At 55.1% G+C, this 12,304-nt stretch carries 11 protein-coding genes; 6 read left to right on the forward strand and 5 right to left on the reverse strand.

Going from position 1 to position 12,304, the window contains the following annotated elements; translation table 11 throughout:
• The first annotated feature begins 112 nt into the window (after positions 1–112).
• Genes hpsN through ACXI0A_RS20695 form a run of 4 tightly spaced genes read left to right on the forward strand, consistent with a single transcriptional unit; the run spans position 113 to position 4,564 of the window.
• Complete coding sequence (gene hpsN, locus ACXI0A_RS20680) at positions 113–1,426, forward strand: sulfopropanediol 3-dehydrogenase (protein ID WP_476147249.1); 1,314 nt, start codon at positions 113–115, stop codon at positions 1,424–1,426.
• Between the two features lie 10 nt (positions 1,427–1,436).
• Positions 1,437–2,192, forward strand: coding sequence for an SDR family oxidoreductase (locus tag ACXI0A_RS20685; protein WP_476147248.1), 756 nt, complete (start codon positions 1,437–1,439; stop codon positions 2,190–2,192).
• A gap of 29 nt (positions 2,193–2,221) precedes the next feature.
• On the forward strand, positions 2,222–3,550 hold the full coding sequence (locus ACXI0A_RS20690; protein ID WP_476147247.1) for an MFS transporter: 1,329 nt from the start codon (positions 2,222–2,224) through the stop codon (positions 3,548–3,550).
• Between the two features lie 6 nt (positions 3,551–3,556).
• Complete coding sequence (locus tag ACXI0A_RS20695; protein ID WP_476147246.1) at positions 3,557–4,564, forward strand: alcohol dehydrogenase catalytic domain-containing protein; 1,008 nt, start codon at positions 3,557–3,559, stop codon at positions 4,562–4,564.
• Positions 4,565–4,614: 50 nt separating this feature from the next.
• Here the strand turns inward: ACXI0A_RS20695 and ACXI0A_RS20700 are convergent, their stop codons facing one another.
• The 5 genes from ACXI0A_RS20700 to yihU form a co-directional block, all read right to left on the reverse strand.
• The gene (locus ACXI0A_RS20700; RefSeq protein WP_476147245.1) at positions 4,615–5,964 is read right to left on the reverse strand and encodes an MFS transporter; all 1,350 of its coding nucleotides are present in this window, start codon (positions 5,962–5,964) and stop codon (positions 4,615–4,617) included.
• A 95-nt stretch (positions 5,965–6,059) separates the two neighbouring features.
• Positions 6,060–7,487 (reverse strand): MFS transporter, encoded by a 1,428-nt coding sequence (locus ACXI0A_RS20705; RefSeq protein ID WP_476147244.1) that lies wholly within the window; start codon positions 7,485–7,487, stop codon positions 6,060–6,062.
• 63 nt (positions 7,488–7,550) lie between these two features.
• On the reverse strand, positions 7,551–8,558 hold the full coding sequence (locus ACXI0A_RS20710; RefSeq protein WP_476147243.1) for an alcohol dehydrogenase catalytic domain-containing protein: 1,008 nt from the start codon (positions 8,556–8,558) through the stop codon (positions 7,551–7,553).
• A 27-nt stretch (positions 8,559–8,585) separates the two neighbouring features.
• On the reverse strand, positions 8,586–9,470 hold the full coding sequence (locus ACXI0A_RS20715) for an aldolase (RefSeq protein WP_476147242.1): 885 nt from the start codon (positions 9,468–9,470) through the stop codon (positions 8,586–8,588).
• A 28-nt stretch (positions 9,471–9,498) separates the two neighbouring features.
• Positions 9,499–10,497 (reverse strand): sulfolactaldehyde 3-reductase, encoded by a 999-nt coding sequence (yihU, locus tag ACXI0A_RS20720; protein WP_476147241.1) that lies wholly within the window; start codon positions 10,495–10,497, stop codon positions 9,499–9,501.
• A gap of 53 nt (positions 10,498–10,550) precedes the next feature.
• On the opposite strand from yihU, the gene ACXI0A_RS20725 reads away from it, so the two are divergent.
• Both ACXI0A_RS20725 and ACXI0A_RS20730 read left to right on the forward strand, forming a co-directional pair.
• Entirely contained in the window at positions 10,551–11,447 is an 897-nt protein-coding gene (locus tag ACXI0A_RS20725) for a PfkB family carbohydrate kinase (RefSeq protein WP_476147240.1), read from the forward strand.
• A 29-nt stretch (positions 11,448–11,476) separates the two neighbouring features.
• A complete protein-coding gene (locus ACXI0A_RS20730) occupies positions 11,477–12,265 on the forward strand; it encodes a DeoR/GlpR family DNA-binding transcription regulator (protein ID WP_479410244.1) in 789 nt (262 codons plus the stop codon).
• The last annotated feature ends 39 nt before the right edge of the window (positions 12,266–12,304 follow it).

Below are 12,304 nucleotides of genomic sequence, written 5' to 3' on the forward strand. Positions count from 1 at the left end.
ATCACTTTTTGTTCATTTCGTTTTTGCACTATTTTTACCTGCTCACTATAGATAAGCGTAGTCATATATATGACAGAGGAATTCACCTCATCATTTATCTCTGGAGATGCATATGTCAGTGACCTGGTTAAAGAAAGCCACTAAATCGCCGGAATCGAACACGGCTGAAGCGCGACAGGTGGTAGAGGAGATGCTCGCCACCATTAAGGATCAGGGCGAAGACGCCGTGCGGAAATATGCTCAGAAACTGGATAACTGGACAGGCGACATCATCCTGACACCGGAGCAGATAGCCGTGCAGATCCGCGAAGTGCCGGCAGAAGTCAGAAAGGATATCGATTACGCCATTGAACAGGTTTACACCTTTGCCTGCGCACAGCGTGAATCCATCCAGGATTTTGAGGTGACATTGCCATCAGGCCTTGTGGCCGGACAAAAGGTGCTGCCAGTCACCACCGTCGGTTGTTACGCACCGGCAGGCCGTTACGCACACATCGCTTCTGCTTACATGGGCGTGGCCACCGCGAAAGCGGCGGGTGTAAAGAACATTATCGCCTGTTCAGGCCCGTATCTGAGCCAAAGCATCCATCCTTGCGTGCTCTATGCGTTTCACCGTGCTGGCGCAGATACCATCATGACGCTGGGCGGAGTCCAGGCCATTGCCAGTATGGCGTGGGGATTGTTTAGCGGTAAGGCAGCGGATGTTGTGGTGGGGCCGGGCAATAAATTCGTTGCTGAGGCGAAACGCACGCTGTTTGGTCAGGTGGGCATTGATGTCTTTGCCGGACCTTCAGAAGTCGCGGTGATTGCCGATGAAAGCGCAGATGCTGACATCGTTGCCAGCGATCTCGTTGGTCAGGCGGAGCATGGGCACGAATCCCCTGCGTGGCTGTTTACCACATCACGCGAGCTGGCTGACGCGGTGATGATCAAAGTCCCACAGCTGATTGCCGAACTGCCGCCGGTGGCCCGCGATGCCGCAAGTTGCGCCTGGCGTGATTATGGCGAAGTGATTGTTTGCGACAGCCGCGAAGAGGTCGTGGAGATTTCCGATCGTTACGCTTCTGAACATCTGGAGGTACATACCCGTGATTTGACCTGGTGGCGTGATGCGCTCAGCTGCTACGGCTCGCTATTCCTCGGAGAAGAAACCACGGTGGCATTTGGTGACAAGTGCAGCGGACCGAATCATGTCCTGCCGACTAAAGGCGCAGCACGCTACTCCGGGGGACTCTCCGTACACAAATTCCTCAAGACCCTGACATGGCAGCAGATGTCTCGCGAAGCCATACCGCAAATTGCCGAAACCACCGCGCGTATTTCGCGCATGGAGGGCATGGAAGCACATGCGCGCACGGCCGAGGTGCGCCTCGCGAAATATTTTGCGGGTCAATCATTCCAGCTCGGTTCACCGGTGACGCGCTAAGGAGGTTGCGATGCAAGCGACAACACTATTCAACTTAACGGGCAAAACCGCGCTGATAACCGGCGGTGGCAGCGGCATCGGTTTTGCTATTGCGCAAACGCTGGCTGCAGCAGGCGCACGGGTCATTCTTGCGGCACGGCGCGAGGGGCAGTTGGCTGAAGCCACACAGCAATTGATTCAGCAGGGTGCGCAGGCGCGTTATTGCTGTACCGATGTGACGCAGATGGCGGCGTTGCAGGCTCTGGCGCGTGAAAGTGCGGATGCCGATATTCTGGTGAATGCTGCAGGCGTTAATCTGCGCCAGCCATTCGAAGAGGTCACAGAAGCGGATTGGGATCAGCAACTGTCGCTCCATCTTAAAGCCCCGTTTTTTCTGACTCAGGCACTGGCACCCCATATGGCGCAGCGCGGTTGGGGACGCATCATTAATATTGCGTCACTGCAATCACATCGCGCTTTCGATAACAGCGCACCCTACGGCGCGGGCAAAGGGGGCATTGTTCAGCTTACCCGCGCGATCGCACAGCGGTGGGGCCGTGACGGCATCACGTGTAACGCCATCGGTCCGGGTTTCTTTCCCACCGCACTGACGGGCCCCGTTTTTGCCGATCCCGCTCTTCGTGAACGGCATGCCGCACGAACCTGTCTGGGACGTAACGGCGACTTGAACGATTTACAGGGTGCGACGCTGCTGCTTGCCAGTGACGCCAGTGCCTATATCACCGGGCAAACATTGATGGTGGATGGCGGTTACAGCGCTATCTGAATCAACACTTATGTGCAGAGGAATACATCATGCAAACACCTGCTGCTGGTAATCTCCGACGCGTCACGCTGTCGAGCCTGTTTGGTTCGACGATTGAATGGTATGACTTTTTCCTTTACGGCACCGTCGCGGGAATGGTGTTCAATAAACTCTATTTCCCCGAAGGCGATCCCTTTATTACCACGCTGCTCTCTTATGGTGTCTTTGCCATTGGCTTTTTGACCCGGCCATTGGGCGCCATCATTTTTGGACATTTCGGCGATACGCTGGGACGAAAAAAGATGCTGATCCTGACGTTAGTGATCATGGGGGGCGCGACGGTGGTGATTGGGCTGATTCCCAGCTATCACCAGATTGGTCTGTGGGCGCCGTGCTTACTCATTCTCTGTCGATTAATTCAGGGTATTGGATTAGGCGGCGAGTGGGGTGGTGCGGTGCTGATGACATTTGAATCTGCACCGGAAAAACATCGCGCTTTCTTTGCCAGCATTCCCCAGATTGGGATGTCACTGGGATTGCTGCTGGCGTCCGGTGCGATTGGTCTGGCGTCGTTTTTGCTGCCCGATGAGGCTTTCATGTCCTGGGGCTGGCGCGTGCCGTTTTTACTGAGCGGCGTCTTTGTCATTATCGGCACCTACATCCGTAAAAACGTTGCAGAAACCCAGGATTTCCTTAAAGCCCAGGAAGCACGTCAGCATGCACCGAAACGATTTCCGCTGGTGGAGCTGTTTCGCAACAACACCAAACTGGTGTTTACCTGCATGGGGATGCGGCTGATTGATGGGGTGTTCTTTAACATTTTTGGCGTGTTTTCCCTGACGTATCTGACACAAAACCTGAATATCCCGCGCGATCAGGCCATTGTCGCGATACTTGCCAGCGCCTTTGTCATGAGCTTCTTTATTCCGTTCTGGGGCTACATGGCCGATCGCTGGGGGCGAGCGCGCATCTTTGCGATGGGGGCAACGCTTTCTGCGCTGTCAGCGTTTCCTTCGTTCGCGTTGATGCATAACCATCCCGATAACATCTGGCTGGTATGGGCCGCCATCGTAATCCCGTTTGGTATTTTCCATGCCGCCGTGTTTGGCACACTGTCATCGGTTTATTCAGAGTGCTTTGATGCTTCGGTGCGCTATACCGGTATCTCATTTGCCTATCAAATTTCCGGGGTGTTTGCCGGTGGTCTGACACCTGTGCTGGCTACGATCTTCTCTAACATGCTCGGTGGTCGTCCGTGGCTCATCTGTGCGTATGTTTTGGTTATCGGCCTGACCAGTGCGGCATGTGCGCTCTATCTGTGGCGACAAACCCACGGTGCCGGTCGGGTGACGGTGACAAATTCTGTATTGATTAAGTGAGGGCTTATGAAAACGTTGATTTACAGCCGTCCTTATCTGATGGCCATTGAAGAACGCCCCTATCCGCAACTGGCAGCAGGGCAAGAGCAGGTGGTGATCCGCATTGGCGCGGCGGGCATTTGTGGTTCCGATATGCATGCCTTCCACGGCCAGGACCCGCGCCGCCAACCGGGATTGGTGCTCGGTCATGAGCTGGCGGGTGAAATTGTTGAGAGCCAGTCACCGCGCTTTCAGCCGGGCGATCGCGTGACGGCCAATCCGTTGATTACCTGTGGTGAATGTGAATACTGCCGCCAGGGACGTGACAACTTGTGCAGCGACCGTCATATGGTCGGCATGGATTGGCCCGGCGCGTTTGCTGAGTATATGGTGATCCCGGCCCGTTCAGTGGTGACGTTACCGGCCAGTATTTCAATCCAGCATGCAGCGCTGACTGAGCCGGCGGCCACGGTGGTTCATGCCATGCGTCTAACCCAGCGGGCATTAACGCAACCGCTGGCAGAAACGCGAGCGCTGGTGATAGGTGGTGGTGCGATAGGTATGTTGACGGCATTAGTGCTGCGAGCATGGGGTTGTCGTCACATCACATTGGCTGAAACCAATGCGCTGCGCGCCGAGGCGGCTGAGCGCTACACCGGCTGCGTCAGTATCAATCCGAAGGAAACCCGCATCGTTGAATCGAGCTATCAGCTGGTGGTGGATGCTGTAGGGGCGGCGACAACACGCCAGATGGCAATTCAGGCGGTGAAACCTGGCGGCGTGGTCATGCACATTGGCCTGCAAGCGTGGGACAGCGAGATCGATATGCGCAAAATTACGCTGGGTGAAATCACGCTGCTGGGCACCTATACCTACACCATGGATGATTTTTGTCTCACTCTGACAATGCTGGAGCAGGGGGCGTTGGGGGAGCTGGATTGGGTGGATGTCCGACCGCTCAGTGAAGGCGCCCAGGCTTTCGCCGACCTTGAGTCACAGCAGGTTTCGGCGGCGAAGATTTTGTTGATCCCCTGACGGCGGCTGCGGCTGCGCGAAGCATGCACAGCCGCAATCGACAGTGGCAGCTACCTTAATGCGGATGTGGTTTGATCGCAGATTGTCTGCCTAACCTGACAAGCCGCCGCTTCTTTAATCATCCAGACACAGATGAACGAAATCAGTGAAATCGCCATCATAAAGATCCCTACCAACCAGGGTTTTCCCTCACCCATTAAAAGTAGGGTTGCGGCTATAAACGGGCTCATACCCCCCAAAATTGATGAGAACTGATAGGCGAAGGATAAGCCAGTGTAGCGCACGCGGGTGCCGAACAGGCTGGCAAACAACGTTGGCTGAACGGCAAACATCGTCGTTGGCCCGAGGTTGTAACCCAGAACCATACTGATGGTGATGATAAGTGCGTGCTGAGTATTTAAAAGCATGAAGAAGGGGAAAGCGTAAAGCACGCAAAAGCCTGCACCCAATAAGTACACCCGCCGCTGCCCAATACGATCCGATAACCAGCCCATAAGAGGGCAAAACAGGATGCCGAGCGCGGAAGCAAACAGCATGCCAGTGAGTGGCACATCCCGCGACAGTAACAACTGTGTTGAGACATACACGATGCCGAACGCGTTTATGACATTGGATGAGACACTTTCCGCCAGACGAGCGCCGAACGCCAGCCAAATGGTTCGCGGATGTTCCCGAAACAGCGTCACGATCGGCAGGGGTGTTTTTTCTGTGCGGGAAGTTGACTGCTGGCGTTGGAAGTCGAGGGTCTCATCGGTATGCAAGCGTATAAACAGACCCACGATTAACATCACTGCCGACAGCCAGAAAGGGATACGCCAGCCCCAGGCCATGAACTGTTCCTGAGTCAGCGAATGGGTGCAAAGCGCAAACACCCCGGTCGCCAGCATCAGACCGACTGAGGCGGCTGCCTGCGGCAGTGAGCCAAAGAATCCCCGTCTGGCCTTGGGGGCAGACTCAATCGTCATCAATGCCGCGCCGCCATATTCGCCGCCCAGGCCAAATCCCTGAATCAGACGCAGTGCCATTAACAGGATAGGGGCCCAAATGCCGATACTGTGCCAGTCGGGTACACATCCAATCAGGAACGTTGAGGTACCGACAATCGCCAACGTCCAAATCAACGTCACCTTACGGCCAATTTTGTCACCGAAATGACCAAACACCAGTCCTCCTAAGGGGCGGGCGAAAAATCCCACACCGAATGTCGCGAACGCCGCAATGATGCCTGCGCTGGGTGAGCTTTCCGGGAAGAATAAGGGGGCAAAGATAAGCCCGGCAGCCGTACCAAAAATAAAGAAGTCATACCATTCAAGCAGTGCGCCAGCGAAACTGCCAAGTACCACGCGGCGCATGGACTTGCCGTGCAGGCCTTGCTGGATTTGAGATGCAGAGTAAGACATTTCGCTTCCTCTCCAGATGGTGAGCAAGCTGCGGGATAAACCCACAGCAGGGTACAAGAACGAGGCACCGGTATAGCCGGCGCTCACTGTCATTATTATTTTTTGACGCTGTTCAACACATCAGCATCTTCGGCATCAACGTTGGCGCCCAGAGGTTCCCATTTAATCAGCAGGCAGGTGAGGAAGCCGATAAAGGGCACCAGCGCCATCCAGTAAAACGCATCTGTTTTCAATGCACCCCACAGCATTGGCCAGAAAATCAGGCCAGCAATCGCGCCGGTGCGCATAATGGCGCGGGCGAAGCCAACACCGGACGGACGAATGCTGGGAGGATAAGAGAGGGTGGCGATAGTCATCCCGAGCCCACCAGGACCGGCGGAGTGGAAGAAAATAATAGTGCCGAGCAGGCCGAGTGACAGCCATGGATTGCTGGTCGCCAGTGCGCCGAGGGCCAGCAATGCCAGCGCAACGGCGGCAAAGCCATACATCGACTGTCGACGTGTACCAAAGCGTTGCAGCAGCAGCGATCCAATGAGTCCACCGGTTATACCGCAGGCTGCGTTCACAATCGCGGATCCGGTTAATGCCCCACTCAGGCCACCGCTGAGAATCCCCGCCAGCGTCAGCGGCAGGTAAACGCCTACTGCGTTATATTGCCACGCCTGCATCGTGGCAACGATGCAACCCAAAAGGGTGCGGCGACGATAGCGGGCATTGAACAACACGCCATATCCAGCCTGTACTTTCACGTCAGGTGCGTCGCCCGAGCGGACAGGCGTTGTTGGCGCTACGCATGCGTGCACATTGTAGCGACTGAGGAGAATGTTGCAGGCCTGGTCGTATCGTCCGGCGCGAGCTGCCCACATCGCTGACTCACCGATGTAAACATAACGCAGTACCATGATCAGCACAGCAAATAGCGCGCCAATGAAGATGCCATACCGCCAAAGCTGCGCCTCATCCACGCCCGAGAACAGGAGTGGCAGCAACACCAGATAGACCACCGTCGTCGAGACGTACCATGCCATTTGCCACAGGTTTACCGATGAGCCCGTTTTCTTCGATTTCGACCCGCGAAGTTCTGCCACCGCATTGGTGGCGAGGGGAAAATCAATGCCAAGGCCAAAGCCCATGACAATACGGCACACCAGAACCCACCAGATGTTGGGAGCAATGGCCACGCAGGCGGCGCCCAGGGTGCAGAGTGCCATGCCGATAAGAAAGGCTTTACGCTGACCAAAGCGGTTAATGACTCGATTTGCCAGTAATCCGCCAATGAGCGCAGCAAGCAGCACCGAAGCGTTGACGGTCGCGGCCAGTCCAGGGGAGATACCAAACTGCATCGCAATGTATTTGTTGCCAAAGCCCACCATTGCAGCCTGATAGGCATCAATCAGGATACCGCCCAGAGCAATAAAGATGATCCCGGTGCTGGCATGAACAGCCGAATTTTCATTGACGATGTCGATGACATCCTGAGGCCGACTAATTGTGTAGGGGGTAGGAGAAATTATCTGCGCCATCACGCTATCCTTTTTTCTTTGTTATCAATAAGGGGCACATGTGCCCCGTGGATATTCACTTATTCAGGCATCTGCAAACTGCAGCAGGACTTTGATGGAGTCGTTTTGTTGCGCCCTGACAAAAGCTTTATCTGCTTCGCTCACCGGGAAAAGGTCGCTAATCAACTCACGAGTATCGAAGCGACCATCCGCCAACCAGGCGATAACCTCGTCAAAATCATCCGGAACATACATGCCTGAGCTGATCAGATCGCGTTCGAACCGTTGCATCATGGGCAGCGGGATCTCACGTGCTCCGCCGGGGACACCCATGCACATCACGGTGCCACCGGCATAGACGCGCTGGAAGGCTTCGTTCAGCGTGGGCTGAGCGGCAACCACATCAATGACGCCACTAAAACGCAGGCTTTCCGGCAATTCGCCGGGCGCAAAAGCGCGTGCTGCACCCAGCCTTACCGATAGCGCTCGCTTGGCCGCATCGGGCTCGACGACCGTGACGTCACCCGCACCCATGATGCGTAAAGCCTGCACGATTGAGAGCCCGATGGTACCTGCCCCAATAACCAGCACGTCTTCAAGTGAACGTGCGGGCATGCGGCTGACACAGTGCCGTGCGCAGGCAGCAGGTTCAGCGAAGGCCAGCACTTTCAGTGGTATTGACGCAGGGGCTACGTGGCAGTTACGAGCGGGAACAATATGCTGAGAACGAGCAAATCCCGGCGCACGAAAACCAGCAACCTGCGGCGGCTCGCAATGGTTAAACTGACCCGCTTTGCAGGCGCGGCATGCCATGCAGGCCATAATGGGATCCACTACCACATGGTCACCAGCACGGATACCGGTGACCGCGCTGCCCACTTCCAGCACGCGTGCGGCAATTTCATGGCCCGGCACTAACGGTGGTCTGGCAAACGGATGATGGCCGTGTAAAACGTGCAGGTCAGAACCACAAATACCAAAGAATGCGGGGGCGATGCGCACTTCGGTTGGGTCTAACGCACGCCAGGCTTGATCAACCGTTTCGGTTTTCACCTGGTTGATGTCGGAAAAAAGAACCTGAGTAATCTGCATCTTGTTCTCCATTTTTCTGGGCGTGTTTCAGCGTTGGGCGATACCTTCATCAACAATTTCAGCCAGGCGCTGCAGGCGCGGGACGGAGACATCACGCAACATGGTGTTGGCGTCCTGCGCTCCGATCACTGAAGCCCACACTGCGCGCCCGGCAAGAAAACCGGAGGCACCCGCTTGCATTGCCACGCTCACTGCGCGTCCAAAGATGTTGGCGTCTACGCCCGAGGAGAGGATGACCCAAGGCATGTTCATCTGATCGTTAAGGCGCTGACAGGCGCTCAGCAGCGCTTGCTTGTCACCTTTTCCGCCGAGCGGCATTTCGACTTTGTACAGGTCTGAGCCACTGTCGCCCAGCTCAGCAGCAGCCTGAACAATGGCGGCTTCACGATCAAAGTGCCAGCCACGGCGTGGTGGACGAACCACGGGTTCGATGATGCTGACTAATCCGGCGCTTCGGCAGATCTGATTGAATTCTGTAACCATTTCCAGCCGCTGTTCTGCGGGTTCATCTTCTCGCCATAGCACCAGCAGTTTCAGCGCACGTCCGCCCAAAGCACGGACCTGGTGTGGATCGATGTTGCGGTCAATCTCCACGCTGTCTACCGGAATGCCATTACCCGGCAGGAAGTTATCCGCAGCGACAATCAGGCCACAATTGCTGGCCACTGCCTGTTGTTTAACGATTTCATCAAGGCAAAATTGCTTATCGACTAATACCGCAGACGCATAGGGCGTAAGGGTACGCGCCGCCGCGACTTTGAATTCAGTCAGCACACTATCGGCGATGGGTGCAGGCTGACCAGCAGCAGCAAACATCAGGCGCATGGCTTCACGCTGATCAACAGCCAGCATGGCGAAACCGCCGCCAGGACGAGCAATATCGTTTAAAGTAAACGCAGAGGGGATGGACATAGATCTCTCCTGTCAAAATAGTCAATGATTAAAGGGAATCGGGACGATGAGCGAGCTGACGAAGTTGTGAAAGCAGGGCACTCCAGTCCTGACGACCACGGCCTTGTTCACTGGCAGCACGGTAATAGGTTTCAGCTTTGGCACCCATTTCAAGTGGCACCTGAGTTTGCTGGGCGACATCTAATGCAATGCGCAAATCTTTGAGCGCCAAATCCACCATGAAGGCAGGCGAGAGATCGCCATTCAGTACCTTGTTAGGCCAGGTCGTGGTGAAATGGCCTTTGCCGGCAGCGGTTCCGCTCATCACTTTTATGGCGACATCAAGATTCAGATCGAGCGACTCACACAGGACTGCCGCTTCTGCAGAAAGTGCATTGAGTGCAATGCTCATATAGTTGTTGATCAGTTTTACGCGAATGCCCATGCCTGGACCGCCTGCTTCAATCAGCTCATTACCCATACACATCAGCACTGCCCGTGCTTTTGCCACCTGGTCGCTACTGCCTCCGGCCAGAATCAGCAAGGTGCCATCTTTTGCGTTGTCGGAGGTGCGGCCAACCGGCGCATCCATCATGCTGAAACCGCGTTGTGCCAGTTCGGCAATCAGTGCATCACATTGCAGCGGATGAATCGTGGACATATCGATCGCCAGTGCATCACGGGATAGTTGTTCACATACGCCGTTTTGTCCCAGCAGGACCTCGCGAACCACATCCCCATTGGGCAACATGGTAATCACGAATTCTGCATCCCGGGCGGCATCAGCAGGGCTACTTGCTGCTACAGCACCCAGCGCAGCCAACTGCTGGATAGACTTCTCTGAGTGATCAAAAACGCGCACTGTATGACCGTGCTTAACCAGATTGCTGGCCATGGGATATCCCATCTGACCCAGACCAATGAAACCGATGGTGGACATAACATTCTCCTGGTGTGGCATGAATGATAAAATGACATTTTCTGTCTGTTTTTGATCATATTTGTAATTTAGGCGACAAAACGGGACCGCGATCACTTTTTTGATCATTTATGAGATTAGAATGTCCATAAAGCGACAACATCAACCATGGGGTGACATAAATGCTCAAAATAGCCTGTGTTGGCATTGCAGTTCTTGATCGTCTTTATTTCTTGCCGGGGCTGCCAAAAGAAGGCGGTAAATATGAAGCGCAACGCTATCAGGAATGTGGGGGTGGACCCGCGGCAACGGCAGCAGTAACCATTGCGCGACTGGGTGCACAGGTAGACTTCATCGGGCGTGTTGGTGATGATGCTGCTGGAGAAACACTGCTGGCGGAACTCGCGCATTGGGGAGTGAACACCGCACTATGTCGCAAAGTTGAACATGCACAGTCAACCCACTCCACCATCCTGGTCGACGCTCATGGCGAGCGGCTGATCGTCAATTATCCCAGCAAAGACCTGCCCGTCGATGCAGATTGGCTCACAGCCGTGGACTTCTCACAGTACGATTTGGTGCTGGCAGATGTGCGTTGGCAGCAGGGGGCACGTTATGCCTTTGAGCAGGCGAAGCGCGCAGGTGTAACGACACTGCTGGATGGCGATGTGACGCCGCAGGATATTACCGCGCTGGTGGCGTTGAGCGATCATGCAGTATTTTCTTCGCCCGGTCTGGCGCGTTTCTCCGCAACACAAGACGCTGATGCCGGGTTAGCGATGGCTGCCCGCATCACTGATGGTCAGGTTTATGTGACACAGGGTAGTGATGGGATAAAGTGGCGTGAGGATGATCATTTATGTCATATTTCTGCCTTTAAGACTGACGTAGTTGACACAACAGGTGCTGGTGACGTGTTTCACGGTGCGCTGGCTTTAGCTTTAGCGGAGGGGCAGGCTACGCGAGAAGCCATCCGTTTTGCCAGCGCCGTAGCCGCACTGAAGTGCACACAACCCGGTGGACGCGACGGCATTCCAGACCGCGCGCAAACCGCAGCGTTTTTGTCACGCTATGAGTAGTGCTGTCCATTAAGGCGACCGGAGGGACAATGAGCGCAGTAGAGATGACGGGTAATCCTCGCCACGACCAGCTAATCGGCCTGATTGCTGAACGCGGCTATATGAATATTGAAGAGCTGGCGCAGTTGCTGGATGTCTCCACTCAAACGGTACGCCGGGATATTCGTAAACTGAGCGAGCAAGGCTTAATTACACGCCATCACGGCGGTGCTGGTCGCGTTTCCAGCGTAATGAATGTGGCGTTTGAGCAGCGCGAGCAGTCGTTCACTCGAGAAAAACAGCTGATGGCTGAGGCCGTCGCCGATTTCCTGCCCGAGCGCTGTACGGTGTTTATCACCATTGGTACCACCGTTGAGGCGGTGGCGAGAGCGTTAGTTTATCGCAGCGATCTGCGAATTATTACTAACAGCCTGCGTGTTGCCGACATCCTGTATAAGAATCCCGATCTCGAGGTGATGGTGCCGGGGGGGACGCTGCGGCCGCACAACGGCGGCATTGTCGGCCCTAATACTGTGAGTTTTATCGAGGGTTTTCGCGCCGATTACCTGATCACGAGTATTGGTGCCATTGATAGCGATGGCACGCTACTGGAGTTTGATGTCAATGAAGCGACGGTGGCGCGCACGATGATGTCACACGCCCGCCAGACCTTATTGATTGCCGACCACACGAAGTTTGCCGCGTCGGCTGCCGTTGCAGTAAACCATGCCCGCTCTGTAAACGCCTTCTTCACCGATGCTGCACCGCCTGAGGCTTTCGAACAGTTGTTGCGTGAAGAGCGAATAGAAACCTTCAGGGTAGACACAGCGCAAAACTGAAGATTTTTCAGCGCTACCTGCCTTATTTCCCGATGTATG

The organism is Pantoea sp. C1E2, from assembly GCF_056491465.1.

Bases quoted from the DNA above. Each gene is read 5' to 3' on its own strand.
- hpsN (WP_476147249.1), top strand. From the start codon at position 113: ATGTCAGTGACCTGGTTAAAGAAAGCCACTAAATCGCCGGAATCGAAC.
- ACXI0A_RS20685 (WP_476147248.1), top strand. From the start codon at position 1,437: ATGCAAGCGACAACACTATTCAACTTAACGGGCAAAACCGCGCTGATA.
- ACXI0A_RS20690 (WP_476147247.1), top strand. From the start codon at position 2,222: ATGCAAACACCTGCTGCTGGTAATCTCCGACGCGTCACGCTGTCGAGC.
- ACXI0A_RS20695 (WP_476147246.1), top strand. From the start codon at position 3,557: ATGAAAACGTTGATTTACAGCCGTCCTTATCTGATGGCCATTGAAGAA.
- ACXI0A_RS20700 (WP_476147245.1), bottom strand. From the start codon at position 5,964: ATGTCTTACTCTGCATCTCAAATCCAGCAAGGCCTGCACGGCAAGTCC.
- ACXI0A_RS20705 (WP_476147244.1), bottom strand. From the start codon at position 7,487: ATGGCGCAGATAATTTCTCCTACCCCCTACACAATTAGTCGGCCTCAG.
- ACXI0A_RS20710 (WP_476147243.1), bottom strand. From the start codon at position 8,558: ATGCAGATTACTCAGGTTCTTTTTTCCGACATCAACCAGGTGAAAACC.
- ACXI0A_RS20715 (WP_476147242.1), bottom strand. From the start codon at position 9,470: ATGTCCATCCCCTCTGCGTTTACTTTAAACGATATTGCTCGTCCTGGC.
- yihU (WP_476147241.1), bottom strand. From the start codon at position 10,497: ATGATCAAAAAAGTGATCGCGGTCCCGTTTTGTCGCCTAAATTACAAA.
- ACXI0A_RS20725 (WP_476147240.1), top strand. From the start codon at position 10,551: ATGCTCAAAATAGCCTGTGTTGGCATTGCAGTTCTTGATCGTCTTTAT.
- ACXI0A_RS20730 (WP_479410244.1), top strand. From the start codon at position 11,477: ATGAGCGCAGTAGAGATGACGGGTAATCCTCGCCACGACCAGCTAATC.